The sequence below is a fragment of the Bradyrhizobium ferriligni genome (assembly GCF_056837965.1).
The window spans coordinates 28229-47297 of the sequence record NZ_JBXEJO010000078.1 but is presented as its reverse complement, the minus strand read 5'-3'; the positions used below and the strand labels follow the sequence as shown (position 1 = coordinate 47297).

Below are 19069 nucleotides of genomic sequence, written 5' to 3'. Positions count from 1 at the left end.
GCGTCGTTGCGAAGACGGTGACAAAAAAGCCCAGTCTCGCCGGGGAGAGCACGTATAAGCCGTAACCCATCGCGCAGGGAAAGCCGGGTTGTTTCCGGTTACACCTGTGGTCCTACCCCCGTGCTTTCTACCTTTTGCACGGGGCCCATGGGTGCGATCGGCACCCGGCTTTCCCTGCGCCCTCTTCAAGAGAGAGGGCGAAACGAAATGCAAAGCTCGGACAGATCATGTCGCGAGAATGCGAAGTCGACTCACCAGCTGTGTCACCTACTCGGTGTCGTCCCGGCGAACGCCGGGACCCATAACCCCAAATGCAGATTGTTACGCAACGCTGGAATGCCGAGTCGCATCCAACAAGATCCGCCGCGGCGTATGGGTCCCGGCCTGCGCCGGGACGACGATCGGGATGTAGGCCGTGCCCACACATTCGGTGTCGTCCTGGCGAAAGCCAGGACCCATTACCCCAAATCTCAATTGATGCGCGACGCTGGGGCCGCGAACACGTTCATCACCGAATGCGGTGGTTATGGGTCCTGGCTTTCGCCAGGACGACGAATGGAGGGAGCCCGTTCATAGGCCGGCGCCGTCATCCCCCAACATACCCTCACGACAACTTCCGCCGGCTGCGCGAACGCAGTTGCTCGTCGGCCTCCAGGCGGGCCATCGCGAACAAGCGCTCGAGGACTTCGAATTTGTGTCGCCGGGCGAGTTTGGCGAGTTCGGTCGCGGCGGCTCCGATCAGGACCAGAGCGTCGTCCGGGCCGCCCTCCCCAGCTGTCTCGTCGCCCGCCGGTCGCCGCCGGCCGGATTCCTTGCGCTTCCGGCCGCCCCCTGTGCTGCTCAAAAGGCCTAATCCGATTCCCACCCCATATATAAAGAGATACGCCCTTTCCGGCCGCAACTCTAGGACGCATTTTGCAACCCTTGGGATAGAAACTCCACAGCTTGGCCCCGCCCTTCAATATCTGGCGATTTGACAGGGACCGCCCCAGCACCCATGTTCGCCCCGACACGGCGGGCCGCGAGTCTAGCGGAATCCGCCTTCAAGTTTTCCCATAAGCTATTGGAATGACATGAATATCGTCATTGTGGAGTCGCCGGCCAAGGCCAAGACGATCAACAAATATCTGGGATCCTCCTACGAGGTCCTGGCGTCGTTCGGCCATGTTCGCGACCTCCCGGCCAAGAATGGTTCCGTCGATCCCGACGCCAATTTCCAGATGATCTGGGAGGTCGATGCCAAGGCCGCGAGCCGGCTCAACGACATCGCCAAGGCGCTCAAGGGTGCCGACCGCCTGATCCTCGCAACCGACCCTGATCGCGAGGGCGAAGCAATCTCCTGGCACGTGCTGGAGGTGATGAAGGAGAAGCGCGCGCTGAAGGACCAGAAGGTCGAGCGCGTGGTGTTCAACGCCATCACCAAGCAGGCCGTCTCCGAGGCGATGAAGGCGCCGCGCCAGATCGATGGCGCGCTGGTCGACGCCTATATGGCGCGTCGGGCGCTGGACTATCTGGTCGGCTTCACCCTCTCCCCCGTGCTGTGGCGCAAGCTGCCCGGCGCCCGCTCCGCCGGCCGCGTGCAGTCGGTCGCGTTGCGGCTGGTGTGCGACCGCGAGCTCGAGATCGAGAAGTTCGTGCCGAAGGAGTACTGGTCGCTGGTCGCGACGCTGCTTACGCCGCGCGGCGACGCCTTCGAGGCGCGGCTGGTCGGCGCCGACGGCAAGAAGATCGCACGGCTCGACATTGGCTCCGGCGCGGAAGCCGAGGATTTCAAGAAGGCGATCGAGGCCGCGCTGTTCAAGGTCGCGACCGTCGAGGCCAAGCCGGCGCGGCGCAATCCGCAGGCGCCGTTCACCACCTCGACCCTGCAGCAGGAAGCGAGCCGCAAGCTCGGCTTCGCGCCGGCGCACACCATGCGCATCGCGCAGCGGCTCTATGAAGGCATCGACATCGGCGGCGAGACCACCGGTCTCATCACCTATATGCGAACCGACGGCGTGCAAATCGCCCCTGAGGCGATCACGCAGGCGCGCAAGGTGATCGGCGAGGACTATGGCAACGCCTACGTGCCGGACGCCCCGCGCCAGTACCAGGCCAAGGCCAAGAACGCGCAGGAAGCGCACGAAGCGATCCGCCCGACCGATCTGTCGCGTCGCCCGGCCACCATCGGCCGAAGGCTCGATGCCGATCAGGCGCGGCTCTATGAATTGATCTGGAAGCGCACCATTGCGAGCCAGATGGAGTCGGCCGAGCTCGAGCGCACCACCGTCGATATCGAGGCCAAGGCCGGCTCCCGCGTGCTGGACCTGCGCGCTTCCGGCCAGGTCATCAAGTTCGACGGCTTCCTCGCGCTCTATCAGGAAAGCCGCGACGACGAGGAGGACGAGGATTCGCGCCGCCTGCCCGCGATGAGCGAGGGCGAGACCGTGAAGCGCCAGAGCCTCGCCGTCACCCAGCATTTCACCGAGCCGCCGCCGCGCTTCTCGGAAGCCTCACTGGTGAAGCGGATGGAAGAGCTCGGCATCGGCCGTCCCTCGACCTATGCCTCGATCCTGCAGGTCCTGAAGGACCGCGGCTATGTCAAGCTCGAGAAGAAGCGGCTGCACGGCGAGGACAAGGGCCGCGTCGTGGTTGCGTTCCTGGAGAACTTCTTCTCGCGCTATGTCGAATACGACTTCACCGCCGATCTCGAGGAGCAGCTCGACCGCATCTCCAACAACGAGATCGCCTGGCAGCAGGTGCTGCAGGACTTCTGGCGCGGCTTCATCGGCGCGGTCAACGACATCAAGGACCTCCGGGTCGCCGAGGTGCTCGACGCGCTCGACGAGATGCTCGGCCCGCACATCTATCCGCCGCGCGCGGATGGCGGCGATGTCAGGCAATGCCCGACCTGCGGCACCGGCCGGCTCAACCTCAAGGCCGGCAAGTTCGGCGCCTTCGTCGGCTGCTCGAACTATCCCGAATGCCGCTACACCCGCCCGCTCGCGGCCGACAGCGCCGAAAGCGCCGACCGCGTGCTCGGCACCGATCCCGACACCGGCTTCGATGTCACGGTGAAGGCCGGCCGCTTCGGCCCCTACATCCAGCTCGGCGAGCAGAAGGATTACGCCGAAGGCGAGAAGCCGAAGCGCGCGGGCATTCCAAAAGGCACCTCGCCGGCCGATGTCGACCTCGAACTGGCGCTGAAGCTGTTGTCGCTGCCGCGCGAGATCGGCAAGCATCCGGAAACCGGGCAGCCGATCACCGCCGGCCTCGGTCGGTTCGGGCCGTTCGTGAAGCACGAGAAGACCTATGCCAGCCTCGAGGCCGGCGACGAGGTGTTCGACATCGGGTTGAACCGCGCCGTCACGCTGATCGCGGAGAAGATTGCCAAGGGCCCGAGCGGTCGACGCTTCGGCGCCGACCCCGGCAAGCCACTCGGCGATCACCCGACGCTCGGCGCGGTCGCGCTGAAGAACGGCCGCTACGGTGCCTATGTCGCGGCCGGCGGCGTCAACGCGACGATCCCGAGCGACCGCACGCCCGACCAGATCACGCTCGCGGAAGCGATCGCGCTGATCGACGAGCGCGCGGCCAAGGGCGGCGGCAAGAAGGCCAAGAAAGCGAAGGCGGAAAAGCCCGCCAAGGCGAAGAAAGCCAAGTCCGAGGCGACCGAGACTGACGGCGACGCCGAGGCCAAGCCCGCCAAGAAGGCTGCATCGAAGAAGGCCGCGGCGAAGCCGAAGACGGATGCGACCAGCAAGGCGCGCGCGCCGGTCGCCTCCGGTGCCAAGACGTCGCCTGCAAAATCATCGGCACCAGCGAAAGCGCCCGCGAAGAAGAGCGCCGGCAAGGCACGAGGATAAGTGAAACGAAAACCCGACCATGGCTTTCCGGGCCGGGACGCCATCGTCGCCTTCATCCGCGCCAATCCAGGCAAGGTCGGCACCCGCGAGATCGCGCGCGAGTTCGGCCTGAAGAACGCCGACCGCGTCGAGCTGAAGCGGATCCTCCGCGAGCTCGCCGACGACGGCACGATCGCCAAGCGCGGCCGCAAGATTCACGAGCCGGCGGCGCTGCCGCCGACCCTGCTGGCCGATATCACCGGCCGCGACAGCGACGGCGAGCTGATCGCCACGCCCGCCGAGTGGGACTCGGACGAGAACGGCACCGCCCCGAAAATCCGCATCGAGACGCCGCGGCGGCCGAAGCCCGGCACCACCGCCGGCGTCGGCGACCGCGCACTGCTGCGCGTCGAAGTCACGGACGAGCAAGACGGCACGCCCTATCGCGGCCGCGTCATCAAGGTGATCGATCACGGGCGCACCCGGATCCTCGGCATCTTCCGCCGCAATCCCGATGGCGGCGGGCGCCTGATCCCGGTCGACAAGAAGCAGGCCGGCCGCGAGCTCAACATCGCCAAGGCCGACAGCGGCGGCGCCGAGGACGGCGATCTCATCAGCGTCGACCTGATCCGCACCCGCGGCTATGGGCTGGCTTCCGCCCGCGTCAAGGAGCGGCTCGGCTCGATTGCCAGTGAAAAGGCGATCAGCCTGATCGCGATCAACACCCACGACATCCCGCAGGTGTTCTCGTCCTCTGCGCTGCGCGAAGCCGAAGACGCCAAGCCCGCGACCTTGCAGGGCCGCGAGGACTGGCGTGACGTGCCGCTCGTCACCATCGATCCGCCGGATGCCAAGGATCACGACGACGCGGTGCATGCGGAAGTCGATCATGATCCGAACAACAAGGGCGGCTTCATCGTCCATGTCGCGATCGCCGACGTCGCCTACTATGTGCGGCCCGGCTCGGCGCTTGACCGCGACGCGTTGCAGCGCGGCAACTCGGTCTATTTCCCTGATCGCGTCGTGCCGATGCTGCCCGAGCGGATCTCCAACGATCTCTGCTCGCTGGTGCCGGGCGAGCCGCGCGGCGCGCTCGCGGTGCGCATGGTGATCGGCGCCGACGGCCGCAAGCGCTCGCATAGCTTCCACCGCGTGCTGATGCGCTCGGCTGCGAAGCTCAATTACGCGCAGGCGCAGGCCGCGATCGACGGCAGGCCCGATGACACCACCGGCCCCATCCTCGATCCGATCCTGAAGCCGCTGTGGTCGGCCTATGAGCTCGTCAAGCTTGCACGCAACGAGCGCGACCCGCTCGATCTCGATCTGCCCGAGCGCAAGATCCTGCTGAAAGCCGACGGCACGGTCGATCGCGTGATCGTGCCGCAGCGGCTCGACGCGCACCGGCTGATCGAGGAGTTCATGATCCTCGCAAACGTCGCCGCGGCCGAGATGCTTGAGAAGAAGGCGCTGCCGCTGATCTACCGCGTGCACGACGAGCCGAGCCAGGAGAAGGTGCACAACCTGCAGGAATTCCTGAAGACGCTCGACCTGCCCTTCACCAAGCAGGGCGCGCTGCGTCCCACGCAATTCAACCGCGTGCTGGCGCAGGTTGCCGGCGAAGACTACGAACCGCTGGTCAACGAGGTGGTGCTGCGTTCGCAGGCGCAGGCCGAATACTCCGCCGAGAACTACGGCCATTTCGGCTTGAACCTGCGCCGCTACGCGCACTTCACCTCGCCGATCCGCCGCTATGCCGATCTGATCGTGCATCGCGCGCTGATCCGCGCGCTCGGGCTTGGCGAAGGCGCCTTGCCGACCGATGAGACCGTGGAGACGCTCGCCGAGATCGCCGCGCAGATTTCCGTCACCGAGCGCCGCGCGATGAAGGCGGAGCGCGAGACCACCGACCGGCTGATCGCGCATTTCCTTGCCGATAAGGTCGGCGCCTCGTTCCAGGGCCGCATTTCCGGCGTGACGCGATCCGGCCTGTTCGTGAAGCTCGACGACACCGGCGCCGACGGTCTGATCCCGATCCGCACCATCGGCAGCGAGTATTTCAACTATGACGAAACCCGCCACGCGCTGATCGGCACGCGCAGCGGCACCATGTATCGGCTCGGCGACGTCGTCGATGTGCGGCTGGTGGAAGCCGCGCCGATAGCCGGCGCGCTGCGGTTTGAGTTATTATCCGATGGTCAGGCAATTCCGCGCGGCAGAAAACGCGACGGCGTAAGGGCCGAGCGCCGTGCCGCCGGATTTGGCAAGGGACCAAAAGGATCAGGCAAGAAGGCGCACAAGGAGCGAAAATCGCGCAACAAGAAGGACCGCAAGCCGGCGCAGCAGAAGTCCGGCAAATCGAAGCGAGGCAAGTCATGGAAGTGACACCGCCGACGGTGGTCTGGACTCGCGAAGCGGCCGAGCCCGAGAAGCGCGACGTGTGGAGCGCGATGAAGCGTGGGTTCCGCTGCCGCTGTCCGCGCTGCGGAAATGGCAGACTGTTCCGCAAGTTTCTCAAATGCGACGGCCATTGCCCGGTCTGCGACCTCGACTTCACGCCGCATCGCGCCGACGATCTGCCTGCCTACCTCGTCATCGTTATCGTCGGCCATATCGTGGTACCGATGGCGCTGTGGATCGAGACTAACTATTCGCCGCCGGTGTGGCTGCAACTTGCGATCTATCTGCCGTTCACGCTGTTCGCATCTCTGGCTTTGTTGCAGCCGGTGAAGGGAGCCGTGATCGGCTTGCAATGGGCCCTGCGCATGCATGGCTTTGACGAGAATCCCCCTAGCGACATCCCGCCGGTCTAGCTAAACCGGGCCGCAAGAAGAAATGAAAGGGATGAAATGACTGAAGCTGCCGCACCCGCCGCTGTCGTCCACCAGGGCGAAAAAGAAGCCGATCATCATGCGTATTTCCGGCCGAAGGATGCCGCGACGCTGATCCTGATCGATCGCTCCGGCGCCAAGCCGAAGGTGCTGGTCGGCAAGCGCCACGACAAAGTGGTGTTCATGCCCGGCAAGTTCGTTTTCCCCGGCGGCCGCGTCGACAAGGCCGACAACCGCGTGCCGGTCGCAGCGCCGATCACGCCGGAGCTCGAAGCCAATCTGTTGAAGGGCAGCCCGAAGATCACGCCCGGCCGCGCGCGTGCGCTAGCCAACGCCGCGATCCGCGAGGCCTGCGAAGAGACCGGGCTCTGCCTCGGCCGCAAGGTCGAGAAGCGGCACAAGCTCGACGGGCCCTGGGCGCCGTTCGCCGACGCAGGTCTCTTGCCCGATCCGTCCGGCCTTTTCCTGATCGCGCGCGCAATCACCCCGCCCGGCCGCGTCCGCCGCTTCGACACGCGCTTCTTCACCGCCGATGCCTCGACGATCGCGCATCGTGTCGAAGGCGTGGTGCATGCCGATGCCGAACTGGTCGAGCTGGTCTGGGTCGAGATCGGCTCCGAGCCGCTCGCCGACGCGCATGCGATGACCAAGAACGTGCTCGCCGAGCTCGACCGCCGTCTCGCCACCGGCCCGCTCCGCCACGACGCGTCGGTGCCGTTCTTCCATTTCTACGGCGGCAAGATGCAGAAGGATGTGCTGGGGGCGTAAGATGATCCTCGTCGTTCCGGGGCGATGCGCAGCATCGAACCCGGAATCCCGAGATTGCGGCGCGAGATTCCGGGTTCATCGCTGCGCGATGCCCGGAATGACAATGTCGAGAGAGCGGCCAAAAACAAAATAATCTTCCCGATGGCGCGCCGCAAAGCGCCTCCCTATCTGTTTCGCTAACGACATCAAGCACGGAACGGGGCAATGGCGAAGCGTCAACTCAAGCTCGGCGCGTTCATGCGGCCGATCAGCATCCACACCGGCGCCTGGCGCTACCCCGGGGCCTGGCCCGACGCCAATTTCAACTTCGACCACATCAAGACGCTGATCCGCAAGCTCGAGGCCGGCAAGTTCGACGCCTTCTTCATGGCCGACCATCTGGCCGTGCTGAACATGCCGATCAATGCGCTGAAGCGCAGCCACACTGTGACCTCGTTCGAGCCGTTCACGCTGCTGTCGGCACTCGCGGCCGTCACCGAGAATATCGGCCTGATCGCGACCGGCTCGACCACCTTCGACGAGCCCTATCACGTCGCCCGCCGTTTCGCCTCGCTCGACCACATCTCCGGCGGCCGCGCCGGCTGGAATATCGTCACCACGTCCAATCCGGACGCGGCGCTGAATTTCGGCCTCGACGATCACATGGAGCACGCCGAGCGCTACAAGCGCGCCCGCGAGTTCTACGACGTCGTCACCGGCCTCTGGGATTCCTTCGCCGACGATGCGTTCGTGCGCGATGTCGAATCCGGACTGTTCGTCGATCCCGAGAAAATGCATGTGCTCAATCACAAGGGCAAATATCTCTCGGTGCGCGGCCCGCTGAACATCGCCCGCCCCGTGCAGGGCTGGCCTGTCATCGTGCAGGCCGGCGCTTCCGATGACGGCAGGCAGCTTGCGGCCGAGACGGCGGAAGCCGTGTTCACCGGCGGCGGCAGCCTGGCCGACGGACAGAAGCTCTACGCCGACATCAAGGGCCGCATGGAGAAGATCGGCCGCGATCCCGAGCATCTGAAGATCCTGCCCGGTGCCTTCGTCGTGGTCGGCGACAGCGTCGAGGAAGCCAAAGAGAAGCGCGCGCTGCTCGACAGCCGCGTGCATTACGACAGCGCGATCGCCTCGCTGTCGGTGATCCTCGGCACCGATGCGTCCGGCTTCGATCCCGACGGACAGTTGCCGCCGATCCCCGAAACCAATGCAAGCAAGAGCGGCCGGCAGCGCCTCGTCGATGTCGCGGCGCGCGACAAGCTCACCGTGCGCCAGCTCGCGCAGCGCGTCGGCGGCTATGGCGGGCTCGCCTTCGTCGGCACGCCGCAGACCGTCGCCGACCAGATGGAGGAATGGCTGACCGGCCGCGGCAGCGACGGTTTCAACATCATGTTCCCCTATCTGCCGCAGGGCCTGTTCGAGTTCGTCGACAAGGTGGTCCCGGAACTGCAAAGGCGCGGGATTTTCCGCACAGAGTATGAGGGGCGGACCTTGCGCGAGAATTTGGGCCTGCCGCGGCCGAAAAATCAGTTCTTCGAGGGGTAATAGGCTCGGAATCGGGGTGATCTTGGCTCAGAAATCCTTGACTTTGGGCGGTTTCTGGCTAGTTTCCCGGCCAAACGCGGGCCGATTTGGCCGGCTCCCGAATTCCCCCGATTTTCGAGGTTTTGCACATGGCCAAGGCGGTCACCATCAAGGTCAAGCTCGTGTCGACGGCCGACACCGGCTTCTACTACGTTGCCAAGAAGAATTCGCGCACCATGACCGACAAGCTGGTCAAGAAGAAGTACGACCCGGTCGCGCGCAAGCACGTCGAGTTCAAGGAAGCCAAGATCAAGTAAGATCGGCTGCTTCCGACGTTTCAAACGGGGCCCTCGCGGCCCCGTTTTTGCTTTCTAGGCTTGCGTCATCCCTCATGATTCCCGGACCAGTCCCGGGCGCAGGGCTCAGATGATCGCAACCTTGGACGAGGGAAACGTCGGCGGCTACTCGGTCGCTTACGGCCGCGAGGACATCTACTTTCCGGTCTATGTCACGGCAGCCCTCGCCGCGATCTTTCTGACCGCGACCTGGATCACGGGCGCGATCTATTGGCTGGCGCCGGCGGCGGCAGCGGGCGGCTTCACCTATTACAACATCCCCCTGCTGGAGGCCGGTCGTCCGACGATCGGGGCCAACCAGTACGGCATCTTCATCCAGGCCTTCGGGTTGATCCGGTGGCGCGCTATCACGCGCATCGACCTCGTCGAGATCGCCGAGCGCGCGATGACCGTTCACGAATTGCAGATCGCACTCAGCGGGCCGCTCGGCAGCGCGCTGGTGGCCGATTGGCGCAAGCGGCCGGCCTACCGGCTGCTGATGCGCCTGCCGTGGCGCATGGACCATCGTGGCGTGGTCCGCGTCAATCTGGAGCCATTCGACCGGACGCCCGACGAGATCCACCGGACGTTCCTCAGGATGTGGCGCTACTATCGGAGCTAACCTTTGAACGCCTCATCGCGCAGATGCGCGTCCGCGATCTCTGCATCCGGATTGTGTGTGATCGTCATGAACCAAATGAGGCTGAAGAACAGCGACCACGCTGTGTTCCAATAGAACCAGTTCATCGGATCACCTCGAACAGCTTAGATCCGCGCCAGCCGGCGAAGATCGCCGGCTGCGCGGAATGCCGCCAAAGTCTACTGCACGACCTCGCCGTGCAGTGCCAGATCCAACCCTTCGCGCTCGATGTCCCGCGTCACGCGAAGCCCGACGAAGAGATTGATCACGAACAGGATGATCAGGCTCACCACGGCATCATACACGAAAACCGTCGCGACGCCGATGCATTGATTGAGGAACTGCCCGGGATTTCCTTCCAGAACGCCTGCCGTTCCACCATACTGCTCGACCGCGAACACCCCGGTCAGCAGCGCCCCGACGATGCCGCCAAGGGCATGGACACCGAAGCAGTCCAGCGCATCATCGTAGCTGAACATGCGCTTCAAGCCGGTGCATCCCCAGTAGCAGCAGACGCCGGCGGCGATGCCGATCGCGAAAGCGCCGACCGGCCCGACGAAACCGGAGGCCGGCGTGATCGCGACGAGGCCCGCCACGGCACCCGAGCAGATTCCGACGACGGTCGGCTTACCCTTCAACGCCCATTCCACCAGCATCCAGGTGAATCCCGCGACCGCCGTGGCGATCTGGGTCACCAGCATGGCCATGCCCGCCTGCATTCCGGCCGTGACAGCAGAGCCGGCGTTGAACCCGAACCAGCCGACCCACAGCAGCGAGGCGCCAATGAAGGTCAGCACCATATTGTGCGCCGGCCCCGTCTCGACGCGCTTGCCTAGCATGATGGCGCACATCAGGCCGGCCACGCCGGCATTGATGTGCACAACGGTGCCGCCGGCGAAATCGAGAACCTTGACATACGCAGCGTCGTTACCCGCCGAGAAGATCCCGTCAGGGCCCCAGACCCAGTGCGCGATCGGCGCATAGACGAAGATCGCCCACAGCCCGATGAACCAGAGCATCGCGGAGAACTTCATCCGCTCGGCAAACGCGCCGGCGATCAGCGCCGGCGTGATGATGGCGAACGTCATCTGGAAGCAGATGTAAACGGACTCAGGAATGGTCGCGGCGAGTGGATTGGGATTGCCGATGCCCCCCTTGCCGATGTCGCTCAGGATGTCCTTGAGGAACATGCGATCCAGACCGCCGATGAACGGCGTGCCGGCACGAAACGCCAGGCTGTAGGTGAGGACGGCAAACAGGATCGTGACCAGGCAGGTGACGGCGAAGCTGGTCATCACGGTGTCGCCGACATTCTTTTTGCGCACCATGCCGCCATAGAACAGGCCGAGCCCCGGGACCGTCATCATCAGGACGAGCGCGACGGACGTGAGCATCCAGGCGGTGTCGCCGGAATTTGGCGTACACTTCTCGAGAACCTTGCCGCCACAGGCAGGCGGCGCCGCCGCATCCTCGGCCAGCGCAAGATCGTTGAACAGTAGGCAAAGGAACGCTACGCCCAACAAGGCAACCACGATTCTCACGAGCTTCTGGCGCGTGTGTGTCGTAGACTCCATCATCAACCTCCCATCACAAGAGAAATGCTGGCGTTCGGAATGGGCGCGACGCGTTCGCAGCGTGAGCGCCGAAGGACAGCGCGTCCGGCTATCGGGATGTCTCGAAGTGCCGCGGTGCGGGTGGCGGGATGCAGCGAAGTCGCAGCGGCATCAGGCCCGACGCAGGGCACAAGGGCCTCCTGCTCGGCGGCGCGGCAAAGGCCGTGGTGCGCAGATGGCTGGAGAATGACGGCGACTAGCCCCATCGCGGCCAGTCCTTCCCAAAGGTCCCCAGGCCGGAACCTCAGCGAGGGTTTCCGGCACGATTTCTAGCCAAATTGAAACAAGATTCGTGCCACCACTGCGCGCCGCATAACACTTTGAAAACGCTATCGCTTCGATCCGTGGCCGGAACTGCACCGCGCTCCATTGCACGCTCTTGCGGCAAGTGACCGGTCAAAAACTAGGCAGCATCTGACGACTGCCCTCGCAAGGAGCAGCCGCCAGCTTGGCGGGGATTCTGAAAGCTAAGCGGTCTTGAGCAGTGGCGGTTGCGCCGGCCGGATCAGCGCGAATGCGAGCTGGACGATGCCGCCGGCAAGGCCCAGCGCGACGCCGATGCGCCAGGCCATGGTGTAGGAGCCGAGCGAGTCGTAAATCAGCCCTCCTCCGTAAGCGCCGAGGAAGCTGCCAACCTGGTGGCTCATGAAGGCAAGGCCCTGGATCATCGCCTGCCAGCGCAGCCCGAACATCTCGGCCACCGCGCCCGCGACCAGCGGACCGACGCCCATCCAGAGGAAGCCCATGATGGCGCCGAACAGCAACGTCGAGCCCGGCGTTGCCGGCAGCATGAAGTACCAGGCGAGCGCCAGCGAGCGCAGGATGTAGATCGCGCCGAGCAGCGCCAGCTTGTTCCAGCGCTGGCCCGCCCAGCCGAAGAACAGCGAACCCAGCACGTTGAAGCCGCCGATCATGCCGAGCGTCTGCGCGCTCAGCATCGGATCGAGCCCGCAGATCGCGAGATACGACGGCAGATGCGTGGTGAGGAAGACGAGCTGCATGCCGCAGACCATGTAGGCGCAGGTCATCACCACGAAGGGTGCGTTGCTGAACGCGGTCTTCGCCGCGGTCGCCGCGGTGGCGTTGCCGATATCGTCAGCCGCGGGCTTCGGCAGCGGGATCTTGTCGACACGGCCGGCGTACAACGCAGCCGGAATCATGAAGACCGAGAGGATCACGAAGCCGGCAAGCCCGACGCGCCAGCCGAAGCCTTCATTGAGCATCTGGCCGATCGGCGCCGACAGCAGCGCGCCGAGCGAGCCCGCGGCGGAGACCATGCCGAGCACGGTCGAGCGTACCGTCTCCGGCACCGCGCGCGCCGAGACCGACATTGCGATCGCATTCGCGGTGCAGGCGAGTGAAAGGCCGATCAGGACACCGGCGCCGATCATGATGGCAACGAGCCCATGCGCCGTCGTCATCAGCACGAGGCCCGCGATGTAGGCCAGCGCGCCGACCAACATGATCGGGCGGAAGCCGTAACGCACCGTCATCGCGCCGGCGACCGGCTGCAGAAAACCCCAGGCAAGGTTCTGAACCGCGAGCGCCAGCGTGAAGTGGGATATCGAGATGCCGATGTCGTGCGTGAGCGGCTGCATGAAGATGCCGAGGCTCTGCCGCAGCCCCATGCTCAGCGTGAGCATGATGGAGGCGCCGATCAGGATGGGAAGCGTGGGACGCAGGACCTGCAACAGGGGCATTGTTCTTGTTCTCCCATAACGGCACGGCACGCGTGCCATGGCCTGCGATTCATGCATGTTTTGGTTACACAGACCTGTGTACTTAGGCTATACAGGGGGCCGACTGTCAAGCGAAGAGGATCACGGCTGGCGCATGGCTTCCCCGCCTCCCAAACAGACCATGAAGGAGCGGATCCTCGAGACCGCCGACAGACTGTTCTACCTGCAGGGCATTCGCGCCATCGGCGTCGACACCATCGCGGCCGAGATCGGCATCAGCAAGCGCACGCTCTACAACCACTTCCCGTCGAAGGATGCGCTGATCGAGGCCTATCTGCAGCGCCGCTTCGTGCAGTCCCGCCCCTCCGACAAGCCGCCGGCCGAGCAGATCCTTGCAACTTTCGATTCGCTGGAGCGACGGTTCTCGGCGAAGGATTTTCGCGGATGCCCGTTCGTGAACGCGGTGGCCGAGCTCGGGCCGGAGGACGAGGACCGCACCTTCAGGAACATCGCAATCGCCTTCAAGGAAAGCCGCCGGCTCTGGTTTCGAGATCTGCTGCGTCAGCTCGGCGTCGCCGACGCCGAGGGACTTGCGACTCAGCTCACGCTCCTGGTCGATGGATCGATCGCGCAGGATCTGGTGCGCGACGATCCGGCGATGGCGCGCGCGGCCAGGGAAGCCGCCCGCGTGTTGCTGGCAAATGCAGGCGTCAAGGTCGGCAGCCCCGCCCCCGCGGGCAAGAAACGCGCCGGATAAATCCGGTTGCGTGCGGAAGTCAGGTTTGGTTGGTTGCGCCGACCGCAGGCCACAGCATTCCCGATATTCCGTCCGGCGAGATTGACAACGACCGCGCAAAGACCTGCTACACACAAGATCTGCGGCACAACAGGGGAACGACCATGGAAGATCTGAAGGTGACGGCCACCGGCTACGATTTCGCGCCGGCGCGCGCTGCCATGCAGCGCTATATCGACAATGATCTCCTGTCCGGCATCTCCTGGACGGTTCTGGTCCGGCGCGACATCGCTGACACGGGCTGCGTCGGATGGGCCGACAAGGAAGCGCAGACTCCGCTGCGCACCGATCACATCTTCCGCGTCTTCTCCAACACCAAGCTGATCACCTCCTGCGCGGCGCTGCTGCTGGTCGAGGAAGGCCGCTTGCGGCTCGACGATCCGATCGAGACCTTCATCCCGCAGCTCAGAAACCGGAAGGTGCTGCGGCCGGGTGCGACGTCGATCGACGATACCGAGCCGGCGCAGCGGTCGATCACCATTCGCCATCTGCTGAGCCACTCGGCCGGCCTCAGCTACGGCCTGTTCGATCCGGGCACCCCGATCTTCAAGGCCTACAACGAGCGCAAGATCCTCAATCCGATGACGACGCTCGCCGACATGGTCGACGGTCTGTCCGATCTGCCGCTGGTGTTCCATCCCGGCTCGTCATGGGAATATTCCGTTGCCATCGACGTGGTCGCACGGCTGGTCGAGGTCGTGAGCGGCCAGCCGTTCGACAAGTTCATCAAGGCGCGTATCCTCGATCCGCTCGGCATGATCGACACCGGCTTCCATGTTCCGGAGAAGGACCACAACCGGCTCGTCGCCTATTACGCGGGCGCCGATCTGATGGATCCGATGAAGCCCGGACTGACGCGCACCGACAACGCACCCTATCCCGGCGCCTATCTGCGCCCGGTGCCGCGCTTCAATGGCGGCGGCGGTCTCGTCTCGACGCTGCATGACATGGTCGCGCTGATCCGCAGCCTGCTGCCCGGCGGGCCGACGCTGCTGAAGCCGGAGACGATCGCTCAGGCGATGACCAACCAGCTCACACCGGGCCAATGGATCCGCTTTGCGATGATGGGCGAGCAGCCCGGCAAGACCTACGGTCTCGCCGGCGGATTGATCCTCAACCCCTCCCCGATCGATCATCCCGACGCCGCCGGCGAGCTCTATTGGGGCGGCGTCGCAGGCACGCAGTGGTGGATTTCGCCCAAAACGGGCATCGCCGGCGTGATGATGGCGCAGCGCCAGATGGCGTTCGTCCATCCGTTCTCGTTCGAGTTCAAGCGCATGGCCTATGACGCCGTAAGACGCGGCCGCTAAGGGCACTTCGTAGCCCGGATGGAGCCAACGGGTCGGCGCGAACGCGCGCCCGATGACAGGCTCCGCGAAATCCGGGAAGCTTGTGCAAGCGGCGCAATACCCCGGATTGCGCTTCGCTGCATCCGGGCTACCAGATCGCACTACGCAGCGGCCGACACCACGCGGTTGCGGCCGTCGTGCTTGGCGCGATAGAGCGCGGTGTCGGCGCGCTTGAGCACATCGGTGACCAGTTCGCCCTTGCGCTCCAGCGTGGTGAGACCGATCGAGATCGTGACGGTGATCCGCTTGCCGCCCTTGTCGACGGTGAAGGGCTCGCCCGCGATTGAGCGGCGCAGCCGCTCTGCGACCATGCCGGCGACATGCAGGTCGGTCTCGGGCATCACGATGACGAACTCCTCGCCGCCATAGCGGCAGGCGAGATCGATGCCGCGGATCGACTTGCGGATACGGACGGCGAATTCGCGCAGCACGTCGTCGCCGGCATCGTGGCCGTAGGTGTCGTTGATCGCCTTGAAGTAGTCGATGTCGAGGATCATCAGCGCCAGCGGCTTGCCGCGGATCGAGGCCTGCTCCGCCAGCGTCGCGAGGTGGCTTTCCATGTAGCGCCGGTTGTTGAGACCGGTCAGCGCATCCGTGATCGCCATCTCGATCGAGTTCTGCACATTGTCGCGCAGATGATCGGTGTAGCGGCGGCGGCGGATCTGGGTGCGCGCACGCGCCAGCAGTTCGTTCTTGTCGACCGGACGCAGCAGATAATCGTTGACGCCGATCTCGAGCCCGCGCATCAGCCGCGTGTTGTTGTCGGCATCCGAGATCGCGAGGATCGGGACCTGGCGCGTGCGCTCCAGCGAGCGGGCCTGGCTGCACAGCCGCAGGCCGTCGTAATTGTCGAGGCTGAGCGACACGATCAGCAAGTCGTAATTGCCCTCGGCGGCGTGGAACAAGGCTTCCGACGGATTGATCTCGACGTCGACGGTATGTTCGGCGGAGAGGATCGGCGCCAACTTCTCGTAGGACGACGGCCGGTCGTCGACAAGAAGGATGCGGCCGCCGGTGCCCTTGTCGGCGATCGCGCTGCGCTCGGGCGCCTGCATGCCGATCTCGAGCGAGGTGATGGCGCGCATGCGCAGCTCATCGGTCATCATCTTCAGCCGCGTCAGCGAGCGCACGCGCGCGATCAGCACGACGTCGGACACCGGCTTGGTCAGGAAGTCATCGGCGCCGGCTTCAAGGCCGCGCACGCGATCGGCCGGGCTGTCGAGCGCGGTGACGATGACGACGGGAATGAAATGGGTCGCCGGATTCGACTTCAGCCGGCGGCAGACCTCGAAGCCGTCCATATCAGGCATCATGACATCGAGCAGGATGATGTCGCATTCGGCGCGTGCGCAGATTTCCAGTGCCTCGCTCCCGTTGGAAGCGGTCAGCACATCGAAATATTCGGCTGACAGACGGGCTTCCAACAACTTGACGTTCGCTGGAACGTCATCGACCACGAGGATACGCGCGGACATTGCACCACAACTCCCCTATCCGATAAAGCGTCGGACAGTCTCAATAAATTTGCCGACCGAGATCGGCTTGGACAAATAGGCTTCGCAGCCGCCCTCGCGGATGCGTTCTTCGTCGCCCTTCATGGCGAAGGCAGTGACCGCGACCACCGGAATCGTGCGCAGATCGGGATCGTCCTTGATCCAGCGCGTGACCTCGAGACCGGAAACCTGGGGTAGCTGGATGTCCATCAGGATCAGGTCGGGGCGCAGCTTGCGGACAAGATCAAGCGCTTCGAAGCCATTGCTGGTGCCCGAAGTCTGATAGCCGTGCGCTTCCAACAGATCGCGAAAGAGCTTCATATTGAGCTCATTGTCCTCCACGATCAGGACGGTTTTGGCCATCCCGTCCCTCCCAAACCCAGGAGACGGGCCCGGCTGCGGTACCTCACGCACCGCGCTCGGGGCGCGTCGAAAATGTGAATTCAAACTAGCGCCAGAATCGCTCTAACCCGTTAACCCGAAGTCCAACTTCCGCAGCGTGGTTTCCGTTGCTTGAACACATGCGGAAGACTCGGGCATGATGGGCCTCTCAATAGAGACCATAAGTTAACGGAAAGGCAAACCGGCGCGTTGAAAAAGCCTGTTCACAACCCCCGGGAAGTTGCTGAAATCGTTGCGATTCAGGCGCTCGGCTTCATTGCTGGTGATCCCGAGCGGCTGGGCTTGTTCCTGGCCGAAACTGGAATCGGTCCAGAGACGCTGCGGAACGCCGCGTCCGATCCTCAATTTCTTGCGAGCGTGCTCGATTTCGTGATGCGCGACGACGCCACCGTGAAGGCGTTTGCCAAGGCCTCCGAACTGCACCCGACCAACATCGCTGCCGCCCATCAGGCGCTGGGCGACCCGAAATGGGAGCGCGACGTGCCGTGACGACGGCAGCGGCAGCTTCCGACGGCCCCCTCAGTTTCTGCCGAGACTGCCTCGGCGATCTCGATATCAAGGTGAAGCGATGCAGCCATTGCGGCTCGCCGCGGCTGGTGCGTCATCGCGCCCTGCCCGCGCTGGCGCTGGCGCATATCGACTGCGACGCGTTCTATGCCACCGTCGAGAAGCGCGACAATCCTGACATCGCCGACCGCCCGGTCATCATCGGCGGCGGCAAGCGCGGCGTGGTGTCCGCCGCCTGCTACATCGCCCGCACCTACGGCGTCCGCTCGGCGATGCCGATGTTCAAGGCGCTGGAACTCTGCCCCGACGCGACCGTGATCCCGCCGGACATGGCGAAGTATGTCCGGGTGGGACGCGAGGTGCGGCAGGCGATGCAGGCGCTGACGCCGCTGGTCGAGCCGCTGTCGATCGACGAGGCCTTCCTCGATCTCGCCGGCACGCAGCGCGTCCACGGCATGATCCCGGCCAAGGTGCTCGCCAAATTCGCCCGCGATGTCGAGCGCGACATCGGCATCACGGTGTCGGTCGGCCTGTCCTGCAACAAATTCCTCGCCAAGATCGCCTCCGACCTCGACAAGCCGAGGGGCTTTGCCACGCTCGACCAGGACGAGGCGCGCGAGATGCTGGCCGCCAAACCGGTCGGGTTCATCTACGGCGTCGGACCTGCGACGCAGGAGAAGCTGGTGCAGCGCGGCTTCCGCATCATCGCCGACCTACAGCGCGCCGACGAAAACGAATTGATGAAGCAGTTCGCGAGCGAAGGCCGCCGGCTGTGGCGGCTGGCGCGCGGCATCGACGACCGGAGCGTGGTCGCCGATCGCGGCGCCAAGACGATTTCGAGCGAGACCACCTTCGAGACCGACATCCGCGACTTCGCAACGCTGGAGAAACTGCTCTGGAAACTGTCCGAGAAAGTCTCGGCGCGGCTGAAGACCAGCGAGCTCTCGGGCTGTACCATCACGCTGAAGCTGAAGACCGCGGACTTCCGCCAGCGCACCCGTTCGCAATCGATCCAGACCCCGACCCAGCTTGCCGCCAAGATCTTTGCGGTCTCGCGCGAGATGCTCGCGAAGGAAATCGACGGCACCGCCTTCCGCCTGATGGGCACCGGCGTCAGCGCGCTGCGCCCGGGCGCGCAGGCCAATGATTCCGACATGCTCGACCGCCGCTCGGCACACGCCGAACGCGCGATGGACAATCTGCGCAAGAAGTTCGGCAATGCCGCCGTGATCAGGGGCATTGCCTATGAGGGGCCGCAGAAAAACGCGGAGGAGTAATTCATCGTTGACGTCATCCCCGCGCAAAGGCCTCGCCTTTGTCGCTGGA

General features: G+C 64.6%; 17 protein-coding genes. 11 read left to right on the top strand and 6 right to left on the bottom strand.

The features are described 5' to 3' along the window. Positions 1–604 precede the first annotated feature (604 nt). On the bottom strand, positions 605–844 hold the full coding sequence (locus tag AC1VNY_RS34740) for a hypothetical protein (protein ID WP_482408564.1): 240 nt from the start codon (positions 842–844) through the stop codon (positions 605–607). Between the two features lie 229 nt (positions 845–1073). Here AC1VNY_RS34740 and topA point away from each other — a divergent pair, with 229 nt between their 5' ends. The 7 genes from topA (at position 1074) to AC1VNY_RS34705 (ending at position 9886) form a co-directional block, all read left to right on the top strand. Beyond that, positions 1074–3845 (top strand): type I DNA topoisomerase, encoded by a 2772-nt coding sequence (topA, locus tag AC1VNY_RS34735; protein WP_482408563.1) that lies wholly within the window; start codon positions 1074–1076, stop codon positions 3843–3845. Beyond that, positions 3846–6206, top strand: coding sequence for a ribonuclease R (gene rnr, locus AC1VNY_RS34730; RefSeq protein ID WP_482408562.1), 2361 nt, complete (start codon positions 3846–3848; stop codon positions 6204–6206). It abuts the gene before it with no gap. Further along, positions 6197–6634 carry a DUF983 domain-containing protein gene (locus tag AC1VNY_RS34725; protein ID WP_028341024.1) on the top strand — a complete coding sequence of 146 codons (438 nt, stop codon included), beginning with the start codon at positions 6197–6199 and terminating at the stop codon, positions 6632–6634. The genes rnr and AC1VNY_RS34725 overlap by 10 nt, the downstream gene beginning before the upstream one ends. 36 nt (positions 6635–6670) lie before the next feature. Beyond that, complete coding sequence (locus AC1VNY_RS34720; protein ID WP_482408561.1) at positions 6671–7420, top strand: NUDIX hydrolase; 750 nt, start codon at positions 6671–6673, stop codon at positions 7418–7420. Between the two features lie 204 nt (positions 7421–7624). Then, positions 7625–8950 carry an LLM class flavin-dependent oxidoreductase gene (locus AC1VNY_RS34715; protein ID WP_482408560.1) on the top strand — a complete coding sequence of 442 codons (1326 nt, stop codon included), beginning with the start codon at positions 7625–7627 and terminating at the stop codon, positions 8948–8950. Between the two features lie 128 nt (positions 8951–9078). Continuing rightward, positions 9079–9246 carry a 50S ribosomal protein L33 gene (gene rpmG / locus AC1VNY_RS34710; protein WP_018271988.1) on the top strand — a complete coding sequence of 56 codons (168 nt, stop codon included), beginning with the start codon at positions 9079–9081 and terminating at the stop codon, positions 9244–9246. 109 nt (positions 9247–9355) lie between these two features. Next, a complete protein-coding gene (locus AC1VNY_RS34705) occupies positions 9356–9886 on the top strand; it encodes a hypothetical protein (protein WP_028341027.1) in 531 nt (176 codons plus the stop codon). On the opposite strand, the gene AC1VNY_RS34700 is transcribed toward AC1VNY_RS34705, so the two are convergent. The 3 genes from AC1VNY_RS34700 to AC1VNY_RS34690 all read right to left on the bottom strand — a co-directional run bounded on the left by AC1VNY_RS34700 (position 9883) and on the right by AC1VNY_RS34690 (position 13217). Beyond that, complete coding sequence (locus AC1VNY_RS34700) at positions 9883–10011, bottom strand: hypothetical protein (protein ID WP_256527872.1); 129 nt, start codon at positions 10009–10011, stop codon at positions 9883–9885. The two genes, AC1VNY_RS34705 and AC1VNY_RS34700, sit on opposite strands and share 4 nt — an antisense overlap. Before the next feature lie 72 nt (positions 10012–10083). Beyond that, a complete protein-coding gene (locus AC1VNY_RS34695) occupies positions 10084–11481 on the bottom strand; it encodes an ammonium transporter (RefSeq protein ID WP_482408559.1) in 1398 nt (465 codons plus the stop codon). A gap of 503 nt (positions 11482–11984) precedes the next feature. After that, a complete protein-coding gene (locus AC1VNY_RS34690) occupies positions 11985–13217 on the bottom strand; it encodes an MFS transporter (protein ID WP_482408558.1) in 1233 nt (410 codons plus the stop codon). A 133-nt stretch (positions 13218–13350) separates the two neighbouring features. On the opposite strand from AC1VNY_RS34690, the gene AC1VNY_RS34685 reads away from it, so the two are divergent. Both AC1VNY_RS34685 and AC1VNY_RS34680 read left to right on the top strand, forming a co-directional pair. Continuing rightward, positions 13351–13953 carry a TetR/AcrR family transcriptional regulator gene (locus AC1VNY_RS34685; RefSeq protein WP_482408557.1) on the top strand — a complete coding sequence of 201 codons (603 nt, stop codon included), beginning with the start codon at positions 13351–13353 and terminating at the stop codon, positions 13951–13953. A 143-nt stretch (positions 13954–14096) separates the two neighbouring features. Further along, complete coding sequence (locus AC1VNY_RS34680; protein ID WP_482408556.1) at positions 14097–15302, top strand: serine hydrolase domain-containing protein; 1206 nt, start codon at positions 14097–14099, stop codon at positions 15300–15302. A 140-nt stretch (positions 15303–15442) separates the two neighbouring features. On the opposite strand, the gene AC1VNY_RS34675 is transcribed toward AC1VNY_RS34680, so the two are convergent. Both AC1VNY_RS34675 and AC1VNY_RS34670 read right to left on the bottom strand, forming a co-directional pair. Next, positions 15443–16816: a PleD family two-component system response regulator gene (locus AC1VNY_RS34675; protein ID WP_028341032.1), complete on the bottom strand. Its 1374-nt coding sequence runs from the start codon at positions 16814–16816 to the stop codon at positions 15443–15445. 15 nt (positions 16817–16831) lie between these two features. Then, positions 16832–17197, bottom strand: coding sequence for a response regulator (locus tag AC1VNY_RS34670; RefSeq protein WP_016845968.1), 366 nt, complete (start codon positions 17195–17197; stop codon positions 16832–16834). A gap of 228 nt (positions 17198–17425) precedes the next feature. On the opposite strand from AC1VNY_RS34670, the gene AC1VNY_RS34665 reads away from it, so the two are divergent. Then, complete coding sequence (locus tag AC1VNY_RS34665) at positions 17426–17725, top strand: DUF3572 domain-containing protein (RefSeq protein ID WP_225646969.1); 300 nt, start codon at positions 17426–17428, stop codon at positions 17723–17725. After that, positions 17704–19020, top strand: a complete 1317-nt coding sequence (locus AC1VNY_RS34660; RefSeq protein WP_482408555.1) for a DNA polymerase IV — start codon at positions 17704–17706, stop codon at positions 19018–19020. The genes AC1VNY_RS34665 and AC1VNY_RS34660 overlap by 22 nt, the downstream gene beginning before the upstream one ends. Positions 19021–19069 lie beyond the last annotated feature (49 nt).